The following is a 23,285-nucleotide window of genomic DNA, read 5'->3' as shown; positions in this document are numbered from 1 at the left end:
GCACCGCCAACCCCCTTTCCCGTCCCCGTAACCACCTCGCCGTCCCCCCGAGGAGCCGCCATGTCGTCAGCGTCGTCGACACCGTCACCATCCACCCGGCGCCCGTCCCACCCGGTCGACGCGCCACCCCATCTGCTCGATCTGCCCGATCCACCGCCGCTGCGCACGATGGTCGGCCCGGGGGTCGTCGCCGTCGGGATCGGCATGGCGGCGGGCGAGATCATCCTGTGGCCGTATCTGACCTCGATCGGCGGGCTCGGGCTGCTGTGGCTCGCGGTGGTGACCCTGGTAGTCCAGACCGTGATCAATCTGGAGATCGAGCGCTACACCCTGGCCACCGGGCAGACCGTGGTCGCCGGTTTCTCCCGCTGGTCCAAGGCGTGGGGCATCCTGATCTGCCTGGCCGGCGCGTTCCAGTACGTCTGGCCGGGCTGGGCCACCTCCGGCTCGACGGTGCTCACGTATCTGACCGGCGGCGGCGATGTCACCTGGATCACCGTGGGCTCGCTGGTGGGCTTCGGGGTGGTGCTGACCGTCTCACCCGTGGTCTACCGCACGATCGAGAAGGTCGAGGTGGTCAAGGTCGCACTGACGCTGTTCTTCCTCGCCGTCGTCGCGGTCGCCGTCATCGGCTGGCACACCTGGAGCACGGCGGGCGAGAAGACCGTCACCGGCGCCGGCCGGATCCCGGACGGCATCACCTTCACCATGATCCTCAGCGCGATCGGCGCCGCCGGGGCGGGCGGGGTGCACAATCTGGTGCTCAGCAACTGGATCCGGGACAAGGGCTACGGCATGGGCGCCCATGTCCCCAAGCTGGTCTCCCCCATCACCGGCCAGTCGGAGGCATCGGGCGCCGACCGCTACGCCTTCCCGCAGGACGAGGCGAATCTGGCCCGCTGGCGGGTGTGGTGGCGCCGGGCCAACACCGAGCACATCGTGTCGTTCTTCGTGGTCTGCCTGGTGACGATCGGGCTGATGAGCATGCTCGCGTACGAAACCCTCTTCGGACGCGACGATGTGGAGAACAGCCCGACGTTCCTGCGGATCCAGGGCGATCTGCTGGGGCAGCAGGTGGGCGACTGGCTCAAGATCGTGTTCTTCGCGGTGGCCACGGTCTCGCTCTGGGCCGCCTCGATCGGTCTGCTCGACGTCATCGGACGGGTGGTCAGCGACTTCGCCAAGCGCAACTACCTGCGGGAGTCGGCCTTCTGGACCGAGGGGCGGCTGTACTTCGCGGTCGTATGGGCCGAGGTGGGCATCGGCTCGGCGATCCTGCTGTCCGGGGTGAATCAGCCGATCGTGCTGCTGACCATCTCCACCTGCACCGCCTCGGTCGTCACCCTCGTCTACTCGGCGCTGCTGATCCGGCTCAACCGCCGCGATCTGCCGGCCGCCGTACGGCTGCGGGGCTCGCGGCTGGGCATGATGCTGCTGGCCATCGGCTTCTACGGCTTCTTCGCCCTCGCGATGCTCAAGAGCCAGATCGAGGCGAACTTCTGACCTTACGGCCCTACGGCCTTGCGGTCCGGTGCGGGCGTGCCGAGGGGCACGCCCGCACCGGGCCGTCACTGTTGATCTCTGCGGAGAACGCCGCCGTCGTCGTCCGAGGACGAAGTCGACGGGTCGGGCGCGCTCGGGGAGCCCGGGGCGGACGGCGACCCCGAGGACGACGCCGAGGGCGACTCGCTGTTGGACGGGGAGGAGGACGGGGACGAGGAGGCCGACTCGCTGTTCGACGGGGACGAGGACGGGGACGAGGACGGCGACTCCGAGGTGGCGCTCGTGCTCGGCGACGGCGGCGGCTTGACCGCCGCCCCCATGTCGGTGTCCAGGTCGAACTTCGAGGCTTCCTGGCCGCTCAGCGCGGACTGGGTGTACGCGGCCCAGATCCTGGCCGGGAAGTCACCGCCGTTGACGCGGCCGCCGCCCGCGGTGCCCTTGAGCGAGACCTGCTTGCCGACGCCCTTCAGCTCGCCGAACATGCCGACCGAGGTGACCAGGTCGGGGGTGTAGCCGGAGAACCAGGCCGACTTGTTGTCGTCCGAGGTGCCGGTCTTGCCCGCGACCGCCTGGCCCTGCTGCCGCACCGCTTGACCGGTGCCATCGTCGACCACCCCGGTGAGGACGGAGGTGACGGAGTCGGCTGCGCCCCGGCTGATCGCCTGACCGTTGGTGGGATCGGGCAACTGGGGCCGCTCATCGCCCTTCTCGGCGGACTTCACGATCGCCGGGGTGACCTTCTTGCCGTGGTTGTCGAGGGTGGCGTAGACCCCGGCCATCTCCTTGGGGCTGGCGCCCATCACGCCCAGCGACATCGCGGGGCGCACGTCGAAGCCGCCCGCGTCCTTACTCATACCCAGGTCGATGGCGGTGCTCTTCACCTTGTCCAGGCCCACGTCCACCGCCATCTGAGCGAAGACGGAGTTGACGGAGTTGTTCATCGCCTTCTGGACGGAGATGGGTCCGTAGGACTTGTTGTCCTCATTCGGCGGGGCGAAGCCGGTGAGAGAGCCCTTGACGGGCCGTCTGCTGGTGCCGTCGTAGACGGTGCCGGCCGTGATCGGCGTGCCGTCCTGGGTGGCCGAGCCGTTCTCCAGGGCCGAGGCCAGGATGAGCGGCTTGAAGGTGGAGGCGGGCTGGTAGTCCGAGCGGGTGGCGTTGTTGAAGTAGTGCTGGGTCGCGCCCGCACCGCCGTACATCGCCACGATGCCGCCGGACTTGGGGTCCACCGAGACCGCGCCCACCTGGGCGTCCCCGTCGACCTTGCGCTTCTTCGGGTCCAGTTTGTCGGTCAGCTCGGTACGGACCGCCTTCTCCAGCGCCTTCTGCTTCTTCTTGTCGATGTTGAGGGTGACCGTCCAGCCGCCGGCCTCGAACTCTTTCTCGTCCACCCCGGCCTTGAAGAGCTCGTCCTTGGCGGCCCTGATGAAGTAACCCGCCTGGCCGTCGAGACCCGGGATGGGGCGGGGCTCGATGGGCACGGGGAACTTCATGCCCTCGCGCTCGCTCTTGGGCAGCCAGTCCTTCTCGACCATGTTGTTGAGGACGTAGTTCCAGCGGGCCTTCACCAGCCGCTTGCCGTTGGGGCCCGCCGCCGACCAGTCGTACTGACTGGGCGCCTGGAGCACCGACGCGAGATAGGCGCCCTGCCCGACGCTGAGGTCCTCGACGTCCTTGTCGTAGTACGCGCGGGCGGCCGCCTGGATGCCGTAGGCGCCGCGACCGTAGTAGCTGGTGTTGATGTAGCCCGCGAGGATGTAGTCCTTGGACTTCTGCTGGTCGACCTTGAGCGAGATCACCAGCTCCTTCAGCTTGCGGCTGACGGTCTGTTCCTGGCTCAGGTAGTAGTTCTTGACGTACTGCTGGGTGATGGTCGAACCACCCTGCTTGCCCCGGCCCAGCGCGGTGTTGATGAGACCGCGGGCGGTACCGGTGAACGAGACGCCGGAGTCGCCGTAGAAGTCCTTGTTCTCAGCGGCGACAAAGGTGTGCTGCACCTTCTTGGGGATCTTGGACAACGGCACCGACTCGCGGTTGACCTTGCCCTCCTTCGCCATGATCGAGCCGTCGCTGTACTTGTAGACGTTGGCCTCCGCCTTGGCCGCGGCGTTGGCAGGGGGAACATCGACCCACAGATAGAGGACGAAGAACGCCCCGACGAGCAACGCGCAGAACCCCAGGACGTAGCCGAGCACCCATTTCCAGGTGAAGAAGCGGCGTATGCCCCCCGACTTCGCCGCCCGCTTGGCTCTGCGAGCGCCCTTCTGCCGCGCGCGTCGCTCTTCCGCTCTACCCATCGCTCCCGCCGCTCCAGTCCATAAACCCCCCAGGCCAGCTCATGAAGCTAACACCGCAACAACCCTCAAATGCTCACCGATCTCGCTTTTTCCGAAGGTGACAAAAAGCACCCACTCCAAGGGAACTGACGGCTTACGGGCGCCAAGGGTTGCCACCGACTCATAATGTGCTATCACTTTGATAGACGCACCACCGAACGGAACGGGGAGCCCTCCATGACCGAGACCACCTCAACCGGCCCCATCACCGACCAGGCCGGCATACCGCCCCTTCCCGAGCCACGGGTCCGGGAGCGGCCCGCGCGCAACGTCAGCGGCGGGCTGGCCCTGCTCGGGGGCCTGGCCGGACTCGCGGGCGGCGTCGGCCTGATCTTCGCGGGGGCCGCCGTCGCCTCCGACCACAAGGGCGCCGGGTCGACGCTGCTGATCGTCTCCGGCATCGTGGTGATCGTCGCCGCGATCCTCACCATGTGCGGCCTGAATACGATCGCGCCCGGCGAGGCCCGGGTGGTCCAGCTCTTCGGCCGCTACCGCGGCACCATCCGCACCGACGGGCTGCGCTGGGTGAACCCACTCACCAGCCGGGAGAAGATCTCCACCCGGGTGCGCAACCACGAGACCGCGATCCTCAAGGTCAACGACGCCTACGGCAACCCGATCGAGCTTGCCGCGGTCGTCGTCTGGAGGGTCGAGGACACCGCCCAGGCGATGTTCGAGGTGGACGACTTCCTGGAGTTCGTCTCCACTCAGACCGAGGCCGCGGTGCGGCACATCGCCATCGAGTACCCGTACGACGCCCATGACGAGGACGCGCTCTCGCTGCGCGGCAACGCCGAGGAGATCACCGAGAAGCTCGCCGTCGAACTGCACGCCCGGGTCGAGGCGGCCGGGGTCCGCATCATCGAATCGCGCTTCACCCACCTCGCCTACGCTCCGGAGATCGCCTCCGCGATGCTCCAGCGCCAGCAGGCGGGCGCGGTGGTGGCGGCCCGCCGGCAGATCGTGGACGGCGCGGTCGGCATGGTCGAGGCGGCGCTGGCCCGGATCACCGAGGAGGAGATCGTGACACTGGACGAGGAACGCAAGGCCGCGATGGTCAGCAATCTGATGGTGGTGCTCTGCGGGGACCGCTCCCCGCAGCCCGTTGTGAACACGGGCACGCTGTACCAGTGACGGACGAGAGCGGGCCGACGGGTCGGCAGCCGCGGCAGCGCAAGCAGATGCTGCTGCGGCTGGATCCGGCCATCCATGACGCCCTCGCGCGCTGGGCCAACGACGAGCTGCGCAGCGCCAACGCGCAGATCGAGTTCCTGCTGCGCAAGGCGCTCGCGGACGCGGGCCGGCTGCCCGGCGCGGCGCGCCCGATCCCGCGCCGGGGCCGTCCGCCGCGGCGGCCCGCGGAGGGCGCCGAGGGCGGGGGCCCCGCCGAGGGCCCCGAGGGGCCCGGCCGCGCCCCGAATCAGCCCTGACCCCGCTCACACCTCTCCGACCTGCGATAACGCACTCCCCCACGCAGCTATACACACCGGGTATACGCATGGTGTAGAGTGCCGGGCATGTCAATTGGCCACACCCTGCTCGGACTCCTCGAGGGCGGTCCTCGCCACGGCTACGACCTCAAGAGAGCCTTCGACGAACGATTCGGACACGACCGCCCGCTGCACTACGGGCAGGTCTACTCGACCATGTCCCGGCTGCTGAAGAACGGCCTGGTGGAGGTCGACGGTATCGAGCACGGCGGTGGCCCGGAGCGCAAGCGCTACGCCATCACCGACGCGGGCATCACCGATGTGGAGCACTGGCTCACCGAGCCCGAGAAGCCCGAGCCCTATCTCCAGTCGGTCCTCTACACCAAGGTCGTCATCGCCCTGCTCACCGGGCGCGACGCGGCCGATCTCCTCGACGTCCAACGCGCCGAACATCTGCGGCTGATGCGCGAACTGACCCAGCGCAAGCGCGAAGGCGACCTCAGCGACCAACTCATCTGCGACCACGCCCTCTTCCATCTCGAGGCCGATCTGCGCTGGCTGGAACTCACCGCCGCCCGCCTCGGCCAACTCGCCAAGGCGGTGCGTTCATGACCCCGGCAGGCTCCTTGCTGATCGCCACGTCCCTGAACAAGACGTACGGTCACACCCCCGCCCTGGACGGTGCGGACTTCTCCATCCACCCCGGCGAGGTCGTCGCCGTCATGGGCCCCTCCGGCTCGGGCAAGTCGACGCTCCTCCACTGCCTGGCCGGGATCGTGCGGCCGGACTCCGGCACCGTCCACTACAACGGGCGCGAGCTGACCGCCATGTCGGACTCCGAGCGCAGCGGTCTGCGCCGCGGCGAGTTCGGCTTCGTCTTCCAGTTCGGCCAGCTCGTCCCCGAGCTGAGCTGTGTGGAGAACGTCGCCCTGCCGCTGCGGCTGAACGGCACCAAGCGCAAGGAGGCCGAGGCCCGCGCCGCGTCCTGGATGGAGCGGCTGGAGGTCGCGGACGTGGCCCACAAGCGGCCCGGTGAGGTCTCCGGCGGCCAGGGGCAGCGGGTCGCCGTCGCCCGGTCGCTGGTCACCGCGCCGCGGGTGCTGTTCGCCGACGAGCCGACCGGCGCGCTGGACTCGCTCAACGGCGAGCGGGTCATGGAGCTGCTGACCGAGGCCGCCCGGGAGTCCCGTACCGCCGTGGTGCTGGTCACCCATGAGGCCCGGGTCGCCGCCTACTCCGACCGCGAGGTCGTGGTCCGCGACGGCAAGGCCCGGGACATGGCAGGGGTCCGATGAGCGGCCAGGACGCCCCGGCGCAGGAGCCCCGCGCCCGCGTCTCCGTCGCCCGCTGGGCCGCCGACCTCGCCATGGGCGCCCGGTTCGCGGTCACCGGCGGCCGGGAGAGCTGGGCCAGGACGATCATGACGGCGGTGGGCGTCGGCCTGGGGGTCGCGCTGTTGCTGCTGGCCTCCTCCGTCCCCACCATGTATCAGGCGCGCCATGACCGGGGCGACGCCCGCTCCGCGCTCAGCTTCATGGACACCGAGGTGAGGCCCGGCCCCGAGACGCTCCGGATCGCCAATGCGGGGACCACCTACCGCGACCGGGACATCGGCGGCATGGTCATGGCCCCCGACGGCAAGGGCGAGCCGCCCCTGCCGCCCGGCATCGACCGGATACCGGCCGCCGGTGAGATGTGGGTGTCCCCGGCGCTGAAGAAGCTGCTCGACTCCGACGAGGGGAAGCTGCTCCGGGACCGGTTCCCGTACCGCACCATCGGGGTGATCGGCGACAGCGGCCTGTCCGGCCCGACCGAACTCACCTACTACGCGGGGATCTCCCAGAAGGCGTTCGGCCACGTCAACTCCAGCGACCACATCGACCACTGGGGCACGGAGAAGACGGGCAAAAGCGAGCCCCTGGACCCCGCGCTGCTGCTGCTGATCATCGTGGGCTGTGTGGTGCTGCTGCTGCCGGTGCTCATCTTCATCGCCACCGCGGCCCGGTTCGGCGGTGAGCGACGGGACCGGCGGCTGGCCGCGCTGCGGCTGGTCGGCGCGGACATCCATATGACCCGGCGGATCGCCGCCGGTGAGTCGCTCTTCGGCTCCCTGCTCGGACTCGCCGTCGGCGGCGGACTGTTCCTGCTGGGGCGGGAGCTCATCAGCGGTGTCGACATCTGGGGCATCAGCTTCTTCGCCTCCGACATCGTGCCGTCCGCCCCGCTCGCCCTGGTGATCGCCGCGGCCGTACCCGCCTCGGCCGTCATGGTCACGCTGATCGCCCTGCGCGGTATCGCCATCGAGCCGCTGGGGGTGGTCCGGAACGCCAAGCCAAAGCGGCGGCGCCTGTGGTGGCGGCTGCTGCTGCCGCTGCTGGGCATGGCCATGCTGCTGCCGCTCGCGGGCGGCTTCGGGGCCGGCACCGCCGGCGGGACCGGCGACATGAAGGCGTACCAGGCCGCGGCCGGTGCCGTCCTGCTGCTCATCGGCATCACCGCGCTGCTGCCCTGGGTCGTCGAGGCCGTGGTGGAACGGTTCGGGGGCAGGGGCTCGGTGCCCTGGCAGCTCGCCACCCGCCGGCTCCAGCTCAGCAGCGGCACCGCCTCGCGCGCGGTCAGCGGCATCACGGTCGCCGTCGCCGGGGCGCTGGCGCTCCAGATGCTCTTCACCAGCGTGCAGGCCGACAACACCGAGTCGACCGGCCAGGACCCGAACCGCGCCCAGCTGATGGCGAACGTCCCGGTGGCCAACGGTGCCAAGGCCCGCGACGCCTTCACGCGGTACCGCGCGACCAAGGGCGTGCGCGATCTGCTCGGTGTCACCGGGGGCTACGTCTCCGATGTGCACCGCAGCAAGGACGACCCGTCGTCGGTCCCGGAAGAGGCCATCACGGTCGCCGACTGCCCCACGCTCCGCGAGGTCGTCCGCCTCACCAGTTGCGAGAACGGCGATGTCTTCCTCGTCGAGTCGCCCTACTTCGGGGACGGGGAGGGCTTCGCCACACCGGGCGCCAAGGTCAACCTCGCCTACCGCGACAACGGTGAGCCGGATCTGCGCAGGAAGAAGCTGTGGACGATTCCCCACTCGGCCACCAAGGTGAAGCCCCGGACGGACCCGACCGGAAGCGAGCGCACCGGCATCTTCGCCACCCCCGGCGCCTTCGACGTCGCCGATCTGCCCGACCCCCAGGCGTCGGCCATGATCCGGCTGGACCCGAAGGTCCCGGACGGGGTCGAGTATGTGCGCAACACCAGCGCGGCGCTGTCCCCCGCGATAGATGTCATGCGGCTCTCCAGCACCTCGCGGTCGGATGAGTTCCAGACCATCCGCAAGGCCCTGTTCATCGGCGCCACCGCGACCCTGCTGCTCATCGGGGCCAGCATGATCGTGACCACTCTGGAGCAGCTCCGCGAGCGCAAGCGGCTGCTGTCCGTCCTGGTCGCCTTCGGCACCCGGCGCACCACGCTCAGCTGGTCCGTACTGTGGCAGACCGCGGTCCCGGTGGTGCTGGGCCTGGCGCTGTCGATCGCGGGCGGGCTGGCGCTGGGCATGATGCTGCTGAAGATGGCCGGCCAGCCGCTGGCCGTGGACTGGACCGGGCTCGGCACCATGACCGGCGTCGGCGGCGGGGTCATCCTGCTGGTGACCCTGGTCAGCCTGCCGCCGCTGTGGCGGATGATGCGGCCGGAGGGGCTGCGGACGGAGTAGGTCCCGTCCCGCCGCGCCCGTGTCGGGGGCCGTTCCCATCTGCGGGAATGGCCCCTTGTCTCTGTTTCCAGCGGTTATGCCACCCGTCTGGGTGAATCACGGCAAAGGGCCTCTTCCTCAGTTTCCGGCCTACGATGATGTCCTCGATACCAGCCAGGAGGAGGCGCCATGTCTGCCGCAGCGGTCGAGTACCCCTGTGACGGTCCGGAGCGGAATCTGCTCGAAGAAGCCGAGCAGCTCTCCGCCATGCTCCCCGGCTATCGAGTCGAGATCATCGGGGAAGAAATCACCGTGACGCCACCGCCCGACATGCCTCACGGGGATTCGCTGACCGACCTCACGTTTGCCTTCGCGCCTGCTCACGGCAAGCTGACGCGAGTGGTCCAAGGCTCGGGCGTGTGGCTTCCCAACAGCCCCTTCGACTACGCCGTACCGGACCTTGCGGTGGTCGACGCGGACTACCGGGACCACTCCATCGAGCACAACTGCTACGACCCCACGATCTTCCGTCTGGTCCTGGAGGTCACCTCGAGCAACCTCGGCAACGACCTGAGGACGAAAGTCACCGCCTACGCTATCGCCAAGATCCCCGTCTACGTGATCGTCAACCGCACGAAGCAGCGCATCCACGTCCTGACGGATCCGATCGCCAACGAATACCACCACCATCGCGTCTACGCCCCCGGTGAGCACATCACCCTCCCGGAGTCGATCGGCGCCGAGGTCACCCTGGACGTGGAAGCGGTCCTGGCAGCCGGGCGCCCCTGACACTCACCCCCGCGCGACCCGTACCGGCAGCGGCCGCAGCGCCTCCCGCAGCGCCTCCGCGAACGCCTCGAACTCCTCGGTGCGCGCCGCGCCCGCCCGCATCGCCAGCGCGATCCGGCGGGCGGGCGCCGGATCGGCGAAGTCGCCGGTGGCCAGGTGGTCGTTGCGCGCGGTCTCCACCCGGAGCGCGGTGCGCGGCAGCAGCGTCACCCCGAGCCCGCCCGCGACCAGCTGCACCAGGGTGGAGAGCCCGGCGGCGCTGGTGGTCACCGGGGTGCCCTCGGTGCGGCCCACCTCACGGCAGATGTCCAGCGCCTGGTCGCGCAGGCAGTGACCCTCGTCGAGCAGCAGCAGATCCAGCTCCTTGAGCGCCTCACGGGGGATGTCATCGCGTCCGCCCAGCCAGTGGTCCCGCGGGGTGACCAGCACGAAGTCCTCGTCGAACAGCGGCATTTCGACCACCCCGGGCGCGCCGAGCGGCACCGCGAGCAGCAGCAGATCCAGGCGGCCGTGGGCCAGCCCGTCCAGCAGCGAGGCGGTCTGCTCCTCGTACACCTGGAGATCGAGCCTGGGGTAGCGCTCATGCACCAGCCGCAGCACGGTCGGCAGCAGATACGGCGCCACGGTCGGGATCACCCCGAGCCGCAGCACGCCGGTGAAGGGCGCCCGCGCCGCCTCGGCCTCCTCCAGCAGCTCCCCGACCGCCTCCAACACGGTGCGTGCCCGGGCGGCCAGCCGCTCCCCCGCCGGACTGAGCAGCACCTTGCGCGTCGTACGCTCGAGCAACTGGACACCGAGTGCCTCCTCGAGCGCGGCGACGGCGCCCGAGAGCGCGGGCTGGCTCATCCCGATGGCGGCCGCGGCATCGCGGAAGTGCAGCTGCTCCGCGACCGCGACAAAGGCTCTGAGCTGGGAAATGCTGGGCTGCCGTGGTTTGCCCGCCGGTGTGGCTGATGCGGCCACTGATAGCCACCTCCAATCAACCCCACCGAGTCTAGCTATTTCACTGATCAATGCACTCTGTGCCAGGGTAGGAATCGTCCAACCCCAGGAAAACCCGGATGACCGGGCCTTTCCTACGCAAAACCTGCAAGGAGTGCGCGTGCTCACCGTCGGTGACAAGTTCCCCGAGTACGACCTGACCGCCTGCGTGTCGCTGGAGAGCGGCAAGGAGTTCGAGCAGATCAACCACAAGACCTACGAGGGCAAGTGGCGCGTCGTCTTCGCATGGCCCAAGGACTTCACCTTCGTGTGCCCGACGGAGATCGCCGCCTTCGGCAAGCTGAACGACGAGTTCGCCGACCGTGACGCCCAGATCCTGGGCTTCTCCGGCGACTCCGAGTTCGTCCACCACGCCTGGCGCAAGGACCACCCGGACCTGCGCGACCTGCCGTTCCCGATGCTGGCCGACTCCAAGCACGAGCTGATGCGCGACCTGGGCATCGAGGGCGAGGACGGCTTCGCACAGCGCGCCGTCTTCATCGTGGACCAGAACAACGAGATCCAGTTCACCATGGTGACGGCCGGTTCCGTGGGCCGTAACCCCAAGGAGGTCCTGCGGGTGCTGGACGCCCTGCAGACCGACGAACTGTGCCCCTGCAACTGGAGCAAGGGCGAGGACACCCTGGACCCGGTAGCCCTCCTCTCCGGTGAGTGAGCTGATTCCCCATGGCACTCGATGAGCTGAAGTCCGCGCTTCCGGACTATGCCAAGGACCTCAAGCTGAACCTCGGTTCGGTGATCGGCAACTCCGAGCTTCCGCAGCAGCAGCTGTGGGGCACCGTGCTGGCCTGTGCGATCGCCTCGCGCTCGGCGCGGGTGCTGACCGAGCTGGAGCCGGAGGCCAAGGCCAACCTCTCGCCGGAGGCGTACACCGCCGCCAAGTCGGCGGCCGCCATCATGGCGATGAACAACGTCTACTACCGGACCCGGCACCTGCTGTCGGACCCGGAGTACAACAACCTGCGCGCGGGGCTGCGGATGAACGTCATCGGCAACCCGGGTGTGGAGAAGGTCGACTTCGAGCTGTGGTCGCTGGCCGTGTCCGCGATCAACGGCTGCGGAATGTGCCTCGACTCGCATGAGCAGGTGCTCCGCAAGGCGGGCGTGGACCGCGAGACGATCCAGGAAGCCTTCAAGATCGCCTCGGTGCTGCAGGCGGTCGGCGCCACCCTGGACGCCGAGGGCGTCCTGGCCGCGAACGGCTGACCCGCACGGTCACAGGACCGCTCGGTCGCGGAGACCAGAAGGGCGCCCCACCGATCGGTGGGGCGCCCTTCGGCGTTCAACGGCCACGGCCGGTCCCGGGTTACCGGGGCTCGGTGCCCTTCTCCGGAGGGGCGCCCGGCGGGTCGGTGGGCGTGGGCGCCGCGCCGGAGGCGGTGGCGCCGTGCGGGCCCGGGACGGCGCGCATCGCGTTCTCCTGGCTGTAGCTGCGCAGATAGACGACGACCGTGTTGGCGACCGCCACCAGGGGAACGGCCACCACCGCGCCGCCGATGCCGCCGATCAGCGAACCGGCCGCGACCGAGAGCACCACGGCCAGCGGATGGACCCGCACCGCGCGGCCGAGGATGAAGGGCTGCAGCACATGGCCCTCGATCTGCTGCACGGCCAGCACCACGATCAGCACCATCGCCCCCGTGAACACGCCCTGGGTGACCAGTGCCACGACCACCGCGAGCGCGCCGGAGACCACCGCACCCACCAGCGGGATGAAGGCGAAGAGGAAGATGAAGACGGCGAGCGGCACCGCCATGGGCACATCGAGGAAGAAGAGACCCACGCCGATGAAGATCGCGTCGATCAGCGCCACGATCACCGTGCCGCGCACATAGGCGGTCAGCGTCGCCCACGCCCGCGGACCGGCGCCCGCCACGCCCTCGCGGGCCGGGGCGGGGACCATCTTGAGGGTCCAGTTCCAGATCTTCGGGCCGTCGTACAGCAGGAAGAGCGTGGAGAACATCGTCAGCAGAAGGCCGGTCAGCACCTCGACGACGACCGTGACGCCCTCGAGCCCCGCCGAGGTGATCTGCTCGGTGTTGGCGCCGACCGCCTCGCGCAGACTCTTGGCGACATGGTTGATCTGCTTCTCGGTCACATGGAACGGGCTGTGCAGCAGCCAGCGCCGCAGATCGTCGATACCGGCCTGGACCTCGCCCGAGACCTCGTCGACGTTCTCCATGACCTGCCAGACCACGAACCATACGACCAGGCCCATGACGACGAAGCCGGCGATGAAGGTGAGCGTGGTGGCCAGCCCGCGCGGCACACCGCGCCGGCGCAGCCGGGTCACGGTGGGTTCCAGCAGCGCGGTGATGAGGAGCGCGACGGTGAAGGAGAGCACCACCAGCTGGACGGAGCTGATGACCCTCATGAGCACCCACACCGTGCCGCCGAGCACCAGCAGCCGCCAGGCCGCCTCGGCGGCGACGCGGACGCCCCAGGGGACGGCGGCCACCGGATCGGGTCTGGCGGAGACGGCGGGGGCGTAGGAGGGCGGGGCTGGCACGCTGGACGGCTCCGGCCGGAGGGACTCGCCCTGCGCGCCCTTCCCCGCGGCGCCCGCGGAATTCCGGGGACTCTCGGGGCTCTCGGGACTTCCCGGGCCGGCGGAACTCTCGGGGCTTCCCGGGCCCGCGGAACTCTCCCGGCCCTCAGCCCCCTTGGCGCTCTCGGCGCCACCCCGTGCTGCCCCGGCGCCCTGGTCCTGGTCCTGGTCCGCTCCGGTGCCGGGCGCACCGCCGGACGGCCGTTCCCCCCGCGGGCGCTCCTCCGACGGTTCGGGCCCCGACGGGGACCTCGGGCCGGCGTCGCCGTCGTCCTCGCGCCCCCGCATTTCGGCCTGTTGGGATTCCAGCCGGTGGGCGAGCCGGGTAAGTCCGGTTCCCAGCCTGCCGACCCACTGCGGCAATTTGGACATTTCTCGTTTCCTACCCCCAGGTTCCCCCTCGGCCGTCAAGGAGACGTTACCTGCTGGGGATGCACGAAACCCCCGACCCATGGGCCGGGGGTTTCGTGAAGTGTGCGAGCGTGCGCCGCTGCCGGGAAGGCCCGGTCCGATCGGCTCAGTAGTGGCCGTTGGCCTGCCAGAACGCCCAGGCGTCACACGGGCTGCCGTAGCGCTCGTTCATGTAGTTCACGCCCCACTTGATCTGGGTCGCCGGGTTGGTCTGCCAGTCGGAGCCTGCCGAGGACATCTTGGAGGCGGGCAGCGCCTGTACCAGACCGTAGGCACCAGACGAGGGGTTGGTGGCCTGGTAGTTCCAGGTGGACTCGTGGTCCACGATGTTGCTGAAGCACTGGAACTGGCCACTCGGAACGATCTGCCGGGCCATCGACTGGACCTCGGAGATCGTGTACGAAGCCTGCTGGGGGAAGTCGCCGGCGTCACGCGTGGCCGAACGGCTCGCGAGATCCTCCTTCTTCTTCGCTTCCCGCTCCTTGGCCAGCTTCTCGGCGGCTGCCTTGTCCGCGGCGGCCTTCTTGGCCTTCGCGTCCTTGGCCGCCTGCTTGCGGGCTGCCTCCTCGGCGGACTTGCGCGCCTCCGCGTCGGCCGCGGTGGACTGAACGTCCGCCTGCTGCGTCAGGGATGCGGTCTGGGCAACGGCCTGCTGCCCGGCGGGTATGTCCGCAAGGAGCGTCGAGTCGGCGGCAGTCGCCTCGATCGGGTCGGACGAGCCCTGCTGCTGTCCGCCCGCGGCGACGCCGACAACGGCGCCCACAGTGGTGACCGCGGTGGCCGAGGCCACTGCGAATCCCCGGACCGAAATCCGGCTCACTCGGTTTCCTTCCAGCTCGCCCGCTTAGGTGACCTCGCGGGCGCAATCGTGCCCCTGACGCTGGCCTCCCCTTGTTCCGTCCCCGGTGGTACCCGGTGGGGTCGGCTGGTCACGGGAGGCACGGGCCCGGTGGGGATCACCCGCGGGAGATCCTCGAGGTGCTCGGGCGGCATACGGCGAACTCTCTTCAATTCTGGTACTGCTGTGGTTCTGTACCGCTGGGGGTACCGGTGTGCCGTATGCGGGGCCTGACAGAACCCACACACTGCCGGACGCGGAGCCCCGAGGCAATTCCCCGCCAGGTGTGAAAGCTCACATCCCGTTTACGCCCTAGAATTTATGGAAATCCCGGCGCGCCAAGACGCCGCGCGGCTAAGCTCATTGCCTTTCCGCGCGGCGCCTCGTGGTCGCAAACGACTCAACCAGCTCAGATGTGGCCGTCCTCCAGCATTTCGGTCACCAGCGCCGCGATCGGCGAACGCTCGGAGCGGGTCAGGGTGACATGCGCGAACAGCGGATGCCCCTTCAGTTTCTCGACGACCGCCACCACACCGTCGTACCGCCCGACGCGGAGGTTGTCCCGCTGGGCCACGTCGTGGGTGAGCACCACCCGGGAGTTGGCGCCGATCCGGGAGAGCACGGTGAGCAGCACATTCCGCTCGAGCGACTGGGCCTCGTCGACGATGACGAAGGCGTCATGGAGCGAGCGGCCGCGGATATGCGTCAGCGGCATCACCTCCAGCATGCCCCGCCCCACGACCTCCTCGATCACCTCGGCGCTGGTCACCGCGGAGAGCGTGTCGAAGACCGCCTGGGCCCAAGGGCTCATCTTCTCGGCCTCGGTGCCGGGCAGATAGCCCAACTCCTGGCCACCCACCGCGTACAGCGGGCGGAAGATCATCACCTTGCGGTGCTGACGCCGCTCCAGCACGGCCTCCAGACCCGCGCACAGCGCCAGCGCCGACTTGCCCGTACCCGCCCGGCCGCCCATCGAGATGATGCCGACCTCCGGATCGAGCAGCAGATCCAGCGCGATCCGCTGCTCCGCGCTGCGTCCGTGGATCCCGAACGCCTCCCGGTCGCCGCGCACCAGCCGCACCTGCCCGTCCGGGGTGACCCGGCCGAGCGCGTTGCCACGCTCGGACTGCAGCACCAGACCGGTATGCACGGGCAGTCCGGCCGCCTCGGGGACATCCGCGGTCTCGGCGGCGAACAGGTCGTCCACCTGCTCGGCCGAGACGGCGAGCTCCGCCATCCCGGTCCAGCCCGAGTCGGTGATCGCCAGCTCCGCGCGGTACTCCTCGGCGAGCAGCCCCACCGAGGACGCCTTGATGCGCAGCGGCAGGTCCTTCGATACGACGGTGACGTCGTACCCCTCGGCCTGCAGGTTTCTGGCGACCGCGAGGATCCGCGCGTCGTTGTCCGGCATACGGCCGTGATTCAGGAAGGCCGCGGGCAGGACGCCCGGGTCGGAATGGTTGAGCTCGACACGCAGGGTCCCGCCCAGATCGCCGATCGGGATCGGGGCGTCCAGGCGGCCGAAACGGACGCGGTACTCGTCCAGCAGGCGGAGCGCCTGCCGGGCGAAGTACCCCAGCTCCGGGTGGTGCCGCTTGGCCTCCAGTTCCGTGACCACCACGACCGGCAGCACGACTTCGTGCTCGTCGAAGCGGGCCATGGCATTGGGGTCGGCCAGCAGGACGCTGGTGTCGAGGACATAGGTGCGCCGGTCGTGCTCGCGGCGTTTCTTGCTGGTCACCACGGGTGGACGTACCCCCTCGGGAGAGGTTGGGGTGCGACGGCGTCGCGGGAGTGAGGTATCCCCGCCGTAGACGGGGAACGGACCGGGCTCAGGCTCTACTGGGAGGGCCGAGCGCCGGCCCTCCGCGTCATACGCACGATCCGCACAGTCGTCCGTGTGCAAAGGGCCTCCCGGGCGAACGGCCCATGCCGTCCGCTGGCAGTTCGACACCCAACTGGACAGGTGGGACAGGGCATCGACCTGGAAGGGATATTCCCTCGAACGTGCGGGGGCATGCAACGGCATATGACGGCGCGGATATGAACGTTGTGAAACGAGCGTGCTTCACCGGCCCGGGGCCGGACGCCGATCGGCGTCCGGCCCCGGGCCGGTGAACTGCGGTGCTACAGACCGGAACTAGTTGCCGTACCTGCGATGACGGGCGGCGTAGTCGCGCAGTGCGCGGAGGAAGTCGACCTTGCGGAAAGCGGGCCAGAAAACTTCACAGAAGTAGTACTCCGAATGGGCGCTCTGCCACAGCATGAAGCCGGAGAGCCGCTGCTCACCGCTGGTTCGGATGACCAGGTCGGGATCGGGCTGCCCACGGGTGTACAGGTGTTCGGAGATGAGGTCGATGTCGACGACCTCGGCGAGCTCCTCGAAGGAGGTGCCCTTGGTGGCGTGGTCCAGCAGCAGCGACCGCACGGCGTCGGCGATCTCCTGCCGTCCGCCGTAGCCGACGGCCACGTTGACCAGTATTCCGTCGATGTGCTCGGTGTCCCGCTCGGCCTCCTTGAGGACCGTCTGGGTCCGGGAGGGCAGCAGATCGCGGTTGCCGACGTGGTGCACCCGCCAGCGGCCGTCGGTGGCCAGATCGCGCACCGCGCCCTCGATGATGCTCAGGAGCGGGCCCAGCTCGTCCTCGGGGCGGTCCAGGTTGTCGGTGGAGAGCAGCCAGAGGGTGACGACCTCGACGTCCGTCTCGCTGCACCAGCCGAGCAGCTCCTGGATCTTGCTGGCGCCTGCCTTGTGGCCCTGCTCGGCGGTGCCGCCGGCCGCGCGGGCCCAGCGGCGGTTGCCGTCGAGGATGACGCCGATGTGCTTGGGCACCTGGGCGTGATCGAGGCGGCCTTCCACCCGGCGTGCGTAGAGCCCGTACACCAGGTCGCGCAACTTCACGTCTTCCAGCCCCTCAGTGCCTCGCCATGGCGGTCCGCCCCAAGGCCGACACCCTACTGCGGGGCGGAGGGGCTGGCTAACCGGGACGGCCAATGGACCGCACTGCGTCACGCTTCGTAGCCGACCGTGCGGGATACGTGCCGCTCCCGGGGCCTCGGATGCCCGAAATAGAGCGGGCCGGTCCGTGGGGGGGAGTACGGACCGGCCCGAGGGGGGGCTTCCACCATAACGCTTCGTGAGGGGATGTCCATGCATCGGCGGGGCCGACAATTCGCGCGCCGGTGTCATCCGGCTCCGAGCGCCCCCAGGATCAGCCCCGCGCCCGCCCCGAGGATCATGAAAGGACCGAACGCCATCGCGGTCCGGCGCCCGGCCCGGCGGGTCAGCACCAGGACCACGGCACAGCAGGAGCCCAGCAGCAGCCCGGCGAAGGCGCCCACGAAGAGCACGTCCCAGCCGTACCAGCCCAGGGCGACCCCCAGCGTCAGCGCCAGCTTGACGTCGCCGAACCCCATCCCGCTCGGGCTGATCAGGAACAGCACCAGATACGCCCCGCCCAGCACCGCGCCGCCCAGCAGCGCCCGCGGCCAGGACCCGGCGCTGTGCGGCAGCAGCGCCGCCGCGCCGAGCAGCACCGCGGCCCCGCCCGCCATGGGCAGCGTGAGGACGTCCGGCAGCCGGTTGACCGCCAGGTCCACGCCGGTGAGCAGCACCCCCAGCGGCACCAGCAGCAGCCACACCGCCAGCTCCGGGCGCGCGCCGACGGCAGCCGCCAGGCCCGCGCACGCCAGCGCGGTGAGCACCGCGGGCACCGGACCCGCTCCGTAGTCGCGCTCGCCGCCCCGGCAGCCGGCGCAGCGGGCGGGGCCCAGCCAGCCGCGCGCCGGACCGGTGAGCACGTGCCCGCGCGGACAGGCGCCGCGCCAGGGCTCCTCCGGATCGACGGCCAGCCGGTAGAGCGGACGCGGTACGAGCAGCCCGGCGGCCGCGCCGTACGCGGCGGCGAGCACGATCAGCAGCGGTTGCACGGGCCGAGCCTACGGAAGCGCCCGGCCGGTGGAACACTGCGCGGGAAGGGCGGACGGCGCGGGAAGGGCCGAAGGGGGGCCGGATGGTGGGCCGCTGGCGGGACGGTACGGGGACGCTGCACGTGGTCGGCGGCGCGGACGGAGCGGACGGCGCAGAGGAGGACCGGGAGGGCGCGGAGGGCAGCGCGGGGCGCGCGGAGGGCTTGAGCGCGGGGCGCGCGGCGGGCATTCCGCTCACCATCGCCGCCTCCTACCGCGCCCGCGCCCGCGGTCTGCTCGGGCGGGACGGCCTGACCGGCGCGCTCCTCCTCACCCCGGCGAGCGGGGTGCACACCTTCCGGATGCGGTTCGCCATCGACGTCGCGTATCTGGACCGGCGGCTCACCGTCGTGGACGTCCACACCCTGCGCCCCGGCCGGCTCGGGCGCCCCAGGCTGCGCTCCCGCCATGTCCTGGAGGCGGAGGCAGGCGCGTTGGAGCGCTGGGGCGTGCGGCGGGGCGTGCGCGTCGTGATCGCCCCCGGGCCTTCAACGCCGCCCCCTCCTTCTGTACGCTGACTTCTCGGTGTCATGGTTGGGACGCCATCGATCGCGGTCGAGATACATCGAGGTAGCGGTCGGGATCATCGAGGTAGAGGTAGTAGGGGTAGGGGTGGCACGGTGACGACCACGGGCAAGATTCTGCGTTTCGACGAGTTCCGCGGCTACGGCTTCATCGCTCCGGACGACGGTGGCGAGGACGTCTTCATGCACGCCAACGACCTGCTGGACGAGAAGCACCTGTTCCAGCCGGGGTCCAAGGTGCGGTTCGTTCCCGAGTACGGCGACAAGGGGCCCAAGGCGTCGGAGGTCCGCGTCCTCGAGCGCGCCGCCGCGCCGGTCGTACGGCCCTCCGCCGGGCCGGACGGCGACGACACGATGTGCGATGTGCTGTCGGTCGCCGAGTTCCGGCAGGAGCTCACCGAGGCGCTGGTCGAGATGGGCGGCAGCCTGACCGCCGACCAGATCAAGCAGGTGCGCAGGCGGGTCATCGAACTCGCCCAGGCGCACAACTGGATCGAATCCTGATAGCGGATCCTCAATCCTGAGGGCCGCCGCCGCGACAGGCCGTCGCGACGGCGGCCCCACGCGTTCCGGCGCCCCTCGCGTTCCGGCGCCTCTCGGCTTCCGGCGCTTCTCAGCTTCCGGTGACCTTCAGCATCATCCACATCGCCGCCGTCGCGACCACCACGGTCGCCGGTGCGGTCAGCAGCCCCAGACGGGTGAACACCCCCAGGTCGGAGCCGGTGCCCGGCGCATGGTGGTGCACTATGCGCCGCCACAGCAGGGTCGCCAGGGAGCCGACGTAGGTGAGGTTGGGGCCCAGGTTGACGCCGATCAGCACGGCGAGCACGGGCCCGGTGCCGCCCGCGGAGGCGATCGGCAGCAGCGCCAGCACGGCGGGCAGGTTGTTGATGAGGTTGGCCAGCACCGCCGCGACCGCCGCGATCCCGAGCAGCGCGGGCAGGCTCGTCCCGGTGGGCAGCACCTGGGTCAGCGCGTCCTGGAGACCGCCCGCCAGCACGGCCTGCACCACCACCCCGAGCGCCAGCACGAACAGGCAGAACAGCGGCCCGGCCGCGCCAATGGCTCCCCTTACGGTCGTCTCGCCGCGCCGCAGCGCCCTTACGGTGAGCACGAGTGCGCCCGCCCAGGCCGCCCACTGGGGGTCGAGGCCCGCCAGCGAGGTGCCGACGAACCCGACGAGGGTCAGCAGCAGCACGGCCAGCGCGAAGACCGGCACCCGGGGCCAGTCGGCGGGCGGGGGCTCGGTGGCCCCGGCGGCCAGATCGGCGGCGAAGAAGCGGCGGAAGACCAGATACTCGATGCCGATGGTCAGCAGCCAGGCGGGCCCCATCAGCACGGCGAAACGGGTGAAGGAGACCCCGCCGGCCTGCAGGGCGAGCAGATTGGTGAGGTTGGAGACCGGGAGGAGCAGGGACGCCGAGTTCGACAGATGGGCGCAGGCGTACACATGCGGCCGGGACCGCGCCCCGAGCTTGGCCGCCGTGGCGAACACCACGGGCGTAAGCAGCACGACGGTGGCGTCCAGGCTCAGTACGGCGGTGACGACGGCCGCGACCGCGAACACCCCGCCCAGGAGCCGGTCCGTACGCCCCGCGCAGGCCCGCGCCACGGCCTGGCCCGCCGCCTCGAAGAGCCCCTCGTCCGCGCACATCCGGGCCAGCAGCAGTACGGCGGCCAGAAAGCCCACGACGGGCAGCAGCTCCTGGGTCTCCGCCCAGGCCCGGGCGGGCGAGACCGCCCCGGTGGCCACGACGATCCCGGCGGCGGGCACGGCCGCGACCGCTTCCGGCAGGCCCCGGGGGCGCACCACCGCGAAGGCCAGTACGCCGAGGAGCAGGACGACGGAAAGGGACTCGGCGACGGCGGTACTCAGAATGGACTCCGGCGGATGGCGTGATCGGCACACCCATGATGCGGCATCGCGCCGACACGGCCGCTCAGCCGGTCCTGGGGTGCCGGGAGCCGGGGCCGCTCAGCTCGCCCGTCCTGAGGAGCCGGAACCGGGCCGCTCAGGCGGTCCTGGGGAAGCTGACCTCCACCCGGCGGTTGCGCTTCCGGCCTTCCTCGCTCGCGTTGTCCGCGATCGGGTACTGCTCGCCGTAACCCCGGATCTCATAGTTGACCGAGGGGTCGAGGTCCTCGGCGAGCGCCTGCTGCACCGCGTTGGCCCGCTGCCTCGACAGCACGATGCCATGGTTCGCGGAGCCCAGGTCGTCGGTGAAGCCGAAGACGCGGACGCTCTTCGCGTTCTGCCGCTCCGCCTCGGAGGCGATCTCCTTGATCCGGGCCTTCGCCTCGCCGCCCAGCTTCGCGCTGTCCTTGCCGAAGAGCACCTCCGCCTGGAGGGCGAACTTCACCTTGGCGTTGGTGTCCTCCCGCCGCTCGTCGCCGTCGTCCGTCTCGACCACGGACTTGATGTCCAGGACCCGGCCGGGTGCCAGCTCGGCGCCCTCGGGCATCCGCAGATCGGAGTCCTTGGCGTCGATCTTCAGGGGCGGGGTGGTGTCGGCGGGCGCGCCGGGGCCGCTGTCCGCGTGGGCGGGCGGCGCCGGGGCGGTGAGGGTGACCAGGAGCGCGGCGGAGGCCAGCGCGGCGAGCACGGGGCCGCGGCGCGCGGGGCGGCGGGCCGTCGTCTGCGGTGTCATGGCCCGGCTCATCCGGAGAGGGTGATGTTGACGGACGGCATGGTCGGGATCTGGAAGTCGACCTCCGTGACGCTCTTCGGCGGGGCCGGGAACTGGGCGAACAGCGGTCGGCTCTCATTGGGCTTGATCCCGGAGAGCCCCGTGGTGCACAGGCACTGGCCGTCGGTGTCCCGCAGGACGAGATAGCGCTTCTTGCCCTTCTCGTCGATGAGGGATGCTCCCGAGAGGGACGGGTTGGGCTTCACGTCGGTCTCCTTCGAGCGCCAGGCGAACGCGGTGAAGAGCTGGCTGCCGTGGTTGGTGACGGTGGCGTTCACCGTGACGAACCCCCCGTCGTCGCGCTCCGCGGAGTGCAGGGTGACGACGATCCCGCCGGGACCCTTCATCTCGCCGATGGTCTTGGAGGAATCAGCCGCGGGCTCCTGCTCCCCGCCGTCGTCCTTGGCCGCGGTCGACGTCCGGTCCGCGCCGTCGCCGGGCTTCTTGCCGCCGTCGCCGTCGCCGCTGCCGCACCCGGCCACGGCGAGGGCCAGGGCCGCGGCGAGCGCCGTCGCGGCGGCCCCCCTCCGGGCCTTCGTCGTGTGCCGAATGCTCATCGCTCGCTGTCCTTTGCTCTTCGTTCGCTCGTCAGTCGGCCGTCAGTCGGCAAGGTGCACGGAGAAGAGGTCCTTGGCATCGGGGAAGAGGTCGAGGCGCGTCGGGTCGATGGTCAGGTCGAGTCCGTCGCAGCGGAGGTCGATGGGCGGCTTGTCGTCCTTGCCGTCGTCTCCGTCGTCCTTACCGCCGTCGCCGTCGCCCTTACTGCCGTCCCCGCCCTGGCCGCCGCCGCCCTGGCCGTCGTCGGGCCCCTTGGTCGGCGGGGCGGGCGGCTCGGCCGTGCAGCGTGGGGTGACGACCGCCTTGGCCGTCGCCGTCGCGTGCTTGGTCTCCGTGCCGGGGATGACGGTCTTGCCCACGGGCTTCTGCGTCCTGACGGTGACGGTGAAGGACGTGGGGAGATAGCCCGGGACGCACCCCGGACCCGTGAGGTCCGCACCGTTCTGCTGGGCGAACCACTGGGCCCGCTCGCAGGCGTCACCCGCGCCGATCCCCCGTCCGTTCAACAGGTCGTCCCATACGCTGCCGTTCGCGATCGCCTCCAGGAACCCCTTGCGCAACTGGTCGCGGTAGTCCTGGGCGGCCGCGAGGGCCGCCGCGTCGGCGGCGGTCTGTCCGCCGTTGCGGGTGGCTCCGGCCTGGCCGACGGCGAAAAGGGCGAGCGCGAGGAAGAGCAGGGCCGCCACCGCGGTGATGTAGATCGGAAATGCCTGCCCCGCGTCGCTCCTGAGATCTCGGCGCGCTGTCACGGGACCGGTCAGATGCCGACGACCTGTGCGACCTTGTTGGAGATGGCGTTTGCGATCTCGCTGCCGATGTCCGTGCTCGACACAACCAGCACGATGGCGACCACCACGGCGATGATGCCCAGGTATTCGATCGAGGTCTGTCCCCGATCGTTCCTCATGACGCGCTTCCCCATTGTGTTCCCCTCCATGGGCTGCCGTCCCACTGTGGTCCGGCGACTCAACCCCCGTGGTGTCGCTCGCGACACGAGCAAAG

General features: G+C 70.2%; 23 protein-coding genes. 11 read left to right on the top strand and 12 right to left on the bottom strand.

The window, feature by feature from the left end; genetic code table 11:
- Window positions 1-60: 60 nt before the first annotated feature.
- Window positions 61-1,503 (top strand): Nramp family divalent metal transporter, encoded by a 1,443-nt coding sequence (locus tag AS97_RS28810; RefSeq protein ID WP_125757448.1) that lies wholly within the window; start codon window positions 61-63, stop codon window positions 1,501-1,503.
- Window positions 1,504-1,568: 65 nt separating this feature from the next.
- Here the strand turns inward: AS97_RS28810 and AS97_RS28805 are convergent, their stop codons facing one another.
- Entirely contained in the window at window positions 1,569-3,800 is a 2,232-nt protein-coding gene (locus AS97_RS28805; protein WP_210565907.1) for a transglycosylase domain-containing protein, read from the bottom strand.
- Between the two features lie 216 nt (window positions 3,801-4,016).
- Between AS97_RS28805 and AS97_RS28800 the strand changes: the two genes are divergently transcribed.
- The 6 genes from AS97_RS28800 to AS97_RS28775 all read left to right on the top strand — a co-directional run bounded on the left by AS97_RS28800 (window position 4,017) and on the right by AS97_RS28775 (window position 9,746).
- Complete coding sequence (locus AS97_RS28800) at window positions 4,017-4,973, top strand: SPFH domain-containing protein (RefSeq protein WP_086707310.1); 957 nt, start codon at window positions 4,017-4,019, stop codon at window positions 4,971-4,973.
- A gap of 47 nt (window positions 4,974-5,020) precedes the next feature.
- Window positions 5,021-5,269: a hypothetical protein gene (locus tag AS97_RS28795; RefSeq protein WP_247204833.1), complete on the top strand. Its 249-nt coding sequence runs from the start codon at window positions 5,021-5,023 to the stop codon at window positions 5,267-5,269.
- An 87-nt stretch (window positions 5,270-5,356) separates the two neighbouring features.
- Window positions 5,357-5,881: a PadR family transcriptional regulator gene (locus tag AS97_RS28790; protein ID WP_014054635.1), complete on the top strand. Its 525-nt coding sequence runs from the start codon at window positions 5,357-5,359 to the stop codon at window positions 5,879-5,881.
- Window positions 5,878-6,564 (top strand): ABC transporter ATP-binding protein, encoded by a 687-nt coding sequence (locus tag AS97_RS28785; protein ID WP_059146248.1) that lies wholly within the window; start codon window positions 5,878-5,880, stop codon window positions 6,562-6,564. Before AS97_RS28790 ends, AS97_RS28785 begins: the two co-directional genes overlap by 4 nt.
- On the top strand, window positions 6,561-8,978 hold the full coding sequence (locus AS97_RS28780) for an FtsX-like permease family protein (protein WP_059146249.1): 2,418 nt from the start codon (window positions 6,561-6,563) through the stop codon (window positions 8,976-8,978). The genes AS97_RS28785 and AS97_RS28780 overlap by 4 nt, the downstream gene beginning before the upstream one ends.
- Before the next feature lie 168 nt (window positions 8,979-9,146).
- Window positions 9,147-9,746, top strand: coding sequence for a Uma2 family endonuclease (locus tag AS97_RS28775; protein ID WP_125757471.1), 600 nt, complete (start codon window positions 9,147-9,149; stop codon window positions 9,744-9,746).
- A 3-nt stretch (window positions 9,747-9,749) separates the two neighbouring features.
- Here AS97_RS28775 and AS97_RS28770 read toward each other — a convergent pair whose 3' ends face one another.
- Window positions 9,750-10,709 carry a hydrogen peroxide-inducible genes activator gene (locus AS97_RS28770; protein ID WP_086707320.1) on the bottom strand — a complete coding sequence of 320 codons (960 nt, stop codon included), beginning with the start codon at window positions 10,707-10,709 and terminating at the stop codon, window positions 9,750-9,752.
- A gap of 139 nt (window positions 10,710-10,848) precedes the next feature.
- Between AS97_RS28770 and AS97_RS28765 the strand changes: the two genes are divergently transcribed.
- A complete protein-coding gene (locus AS97_RS28765) occupies window positions 10,849-11,403 on the top strand; it encodes a peroxiredoxin (protein WP_059146252.1) in 555 nt (184 codons plus the stop codon).
- Window positions 11,404-11,414: 11 nt separating this feature from the next.
- A complete protein-coding gene (locus tag AS97_RS28760) occupies window positions 11,415-11,954 on the top strand; it encodes an alkyl hydroperoxide reductase (RefSeq protein ID WP_014054603.1) in 540 nt (179 codons plus the stop codon).
- A gap of 100 nt (window positions 11,955-12,054) precedes the next feature.
- On the opposite strand, the gene AS97_RS28755 is transcribed toward AS97_RS28760, so the two are convergent.
- The 5 genes from AS97_RS28755 to AS97_RS28735 all read right to left on the bottom strand — a co-directional run bounded on the left by AS97_RS28755 (window position 12,055) and on the right by AS97_RS28735 (window position 18,475).
- Window positions 12,055-13,668, bottom strand: coding sequence for an AI-2E family transporter (locus tag AS97_RS28755; RefSeq protein WP_210565906.1), 1,614 nt, complete (start codon window positions 13,666-13,668; stop codon window positions 12,055-12,057).
- Between the two features lie 145 nt (window positions 13,669-13,813).
- Complete coding sequence (locus tag AS97_RS28750; RefSeq protein ID WP_059146255.1) at window positions 13,814-14,527, bottom strand: transglycosylase SLT domain-containing protein; 714 nt, start codon at window positions 14,525-14,527, stop codon at window positions 13,814-13,816.
- 427 nt (window positions 14,528-14,954) lie between these two features.
- Window positions 14,955-16,289, bottom strand: a complete 1,335-nt coding sequence (locus AS97_RS28745) for a PhoH family protein (RefSeq protein WP_059146256.1) — start codon at window positions 16,287-16,289, stop codon at window positions 14,955-14,957.
- Window positions 16,290-16,685: 396 nt separating this feature from the next.
- Entirely contained in the window at window positions 16,686-17,447 is a 762-nt protein-coding gene (locus tag AS97_RS28740; RefSeq protein WP_059146257.1) for an isoprenyl transferase, read from the bottom strand.
- Window positions 17,448-17,731: 284 nt separating this feature from the next.
- Entirely contained in the window at window positions 17,732-18,475 is a 744-nt protein-coding gene (locus AS97_RS28735) for an A24 family peptidase (RefSeq protein ID WP_210565905.1), read from the bottom strand.
- 83 nt (window positions 18,476-18,558) lie between these two features.
- Between AS97_RS28735 and AS97_RS28730 the strand changes: the two genes are divergently transcribed.
- Both AS97_RS28730 and AS97_RS28725 read left to right on the top strand, forming a co-directional pair.
- The gene (locus AS97_RS28730; protein ID WP_086711914.1) at window positions 18,559-19,032 is read left to right on the top strand and encodes a DUF192 domain-containing protein; all 474 of its coding nucleotides are present in this window, start codon (window positions 18,559-18,561) and stop codon (window positions 19,030-19,032) included.
- Window positions 19,033-19,134: 102 nt separating this feature from the next.
- Entirely contained in the window at window positions 19,135-19,542 is a 408-nt protein-coding gene (locus AS97_RS28725; RefSeq protein WP_059146260.1) for a cold shock domain-containing protein, read from the top strand.
- Between the two features lie 109 nt (window positions 19,543-19,651).
- Here AS97_RS28725 and AS97_RS28720 read toward each other — a convergent pair whose 3' ends face one another.
- From AS97_RS28720 to AS97_RS28700, 5 genes are all read right to left on the bottom strand, one after another.
- Window positions 19,652-20,914, bottom strand: coding sequence for an SLC13 family permease (locus AS97_RS28720; RefSeq protein WP_210567298.1), 1,263 nt, complete (start codon window positions 20,912-20,914; stop codon window positions 19,652-19,654).
- Between the two features lie 136 nt (window positions 20,915-21,050).
- Window positions 21,051-21,686 carry an OmpA family protein gene (locus AS97_RS28715; protein WP_059146261.1) on the bottom strand — a complete coding sequence of 212 codons (636 nt, stop codon included), beginning with the start codon at window positions 21,684-21,686 and terminating at the stop codon, window positions 21,051-21,053.
- Window positions 21,687-21,694: 8 nt separating this feature from the next.
- A complete protein-coding gene (locus tag AS97_RS28710; RefSeq protein ID WP_086710819.1) occupies window positions 21,695-22,282 on the bottom strand; it encodes a hypothetical protein in 588 nt (195 codons plus the stop codon).
- 42 nt (window positions 22,283-22,324) lie between these two features.
- On the bottom strand, window positions 22,325-23,032 hold the full coding sequence (locus AS97_RS28705; protein WP_210565904.1) for a pilus assembly protein TadG-related protein: 708 nt from the start codon (window positions 23,030-23,032) through the stop codon (window positions 22,325-22,327).
- Window positions 23,033-23,040: 8 nt separating this feature from the next.
- Window positions 23,041-23,205 carry a Flp family type IVb pilin gene (locus tag AS97_RS28700; protein ID WP_037950645.1) on the bottom strand — a complete coding sequence of 55 codons (165 nt, stop codon included), beginning with the start codon at window positions 23,203-23,205 and terminating at the stop codon, window positions 23,041-23,043.
- Window positions 23,206-23,285: the final 80 nt, after the last annotated feature.

The sequence above is a fragment of the Streptomyces sp. AgN23 genome, assembly GCF_001598115.1.
Lineage (GTDB): Bacteria > Actinomycetota > Actinomycetes > Streptomycetales > Streptomycetaceae > Streptomyces > Streptomyces antimycoticus.
Note: the sequence above shows the minus strand (reverse complement) of the source record. Positions and strands in the feature narration are given on the sequence as shown.

Bases quoted from the DNA above. Each gene is read 5' to 3' on its own strand.
- AS97_RS28810 (WP_125757448.1), top strand. From the start codon at position 61: ATGTCGTCAGCGTCGTCGACACCGTCACCATCCACCCGGCGCCCGTCC.
- AS97_RS28805 (WP_210565907.1), bottom strand. From the start codon at position 3,800: ATGGGTAGAGCGGAAGAGCGACGCGCGCGGCAGAAGGGCGCTCGCAGA.
- AS97_RS28800 (WP_086707310.1), top strand. From the start codon at position 4,017: ATGACCGAGACCACCTCAACCGGCCCCATCACCGACCAGGCCGGCATA.
- AS97_RS28795 (WP_247204833.1), top strand. From the start codon at position 5,021: ATGCTGCTGCGGCTGGATCCGGCCATCCATGACGCCCTCGCGCGCTGG.
- AS97_RS28790 (WP_014054635.1), top strand. From the start codon at position 5,357: ATGTCAATTGGCCACACCCTGCTCGGACTCCTCGAGGGCGGTCCTCGC.
- AS97_RS28785 (WP_059146248.1), top strand. From the start codon at position 5,878: ATGACCCCGGCAGGCTCCTTGCTGATCGCCACGTCCCTGAACAAGACG.
- AS97_RS28780 (WP_059146249.1), top strand. From the start codon at position 6,561: ATGAGCGGCCAGGACGCCCCGGCGCAGGAGCCCCGCGCCCGCGTCTCC.
- AS97_RS28775 (WP_125757471.1), top strand. From the start codon at position 9,147: ATGTCTGCCGCAGCGGTCGAGTACCCCTGTGACGGTCCGGAGCGGAAT.
- AS97_RS28760 (WP_014054603.1), top strand. From the start codon at position 11,415: ATGGCACTCGATGAGCTGAAGTCCGCGCTTCCGGACTATGCCAAGGAC.
- AS97_RS28755 (WP_210565906.1), bottom strand. From the start codon at position 13,668: ATGTCCAAATTGCCGCAGTGGGTCGGCAGGCTGGGAACCGGACTTACC.
- AS97_RS28730 (WP_086711914.1), top strand. From the start codon at position 18,559: ATGGTGGGCCGCTGGCGGGACGGTACGGGGACGCTGCACGTGGTCGGC.
- AS97_RS28715 (WP_059146261.1), bottom strand. From the start codon at position 21,686: ATGACACCGCAGACGACGGCCCGCCGCCCCGCGCGCCGCGGCCCCGTG.
- AS97_RS28710 (WP_086710819.1), bottom strand. From the start codon at position 22,282: ATGAGCATTCGGCACACGACGAAGGCCCGGAGGGGGGCCGCCGCGACG.
- AS97_RS28700 (WP_037950645.1), bottom strand. From the start codon at position 23,205: ATGGGGAAGCGCGTCATGAGGAACGATCGGGGACAGACCTCGATCGAA.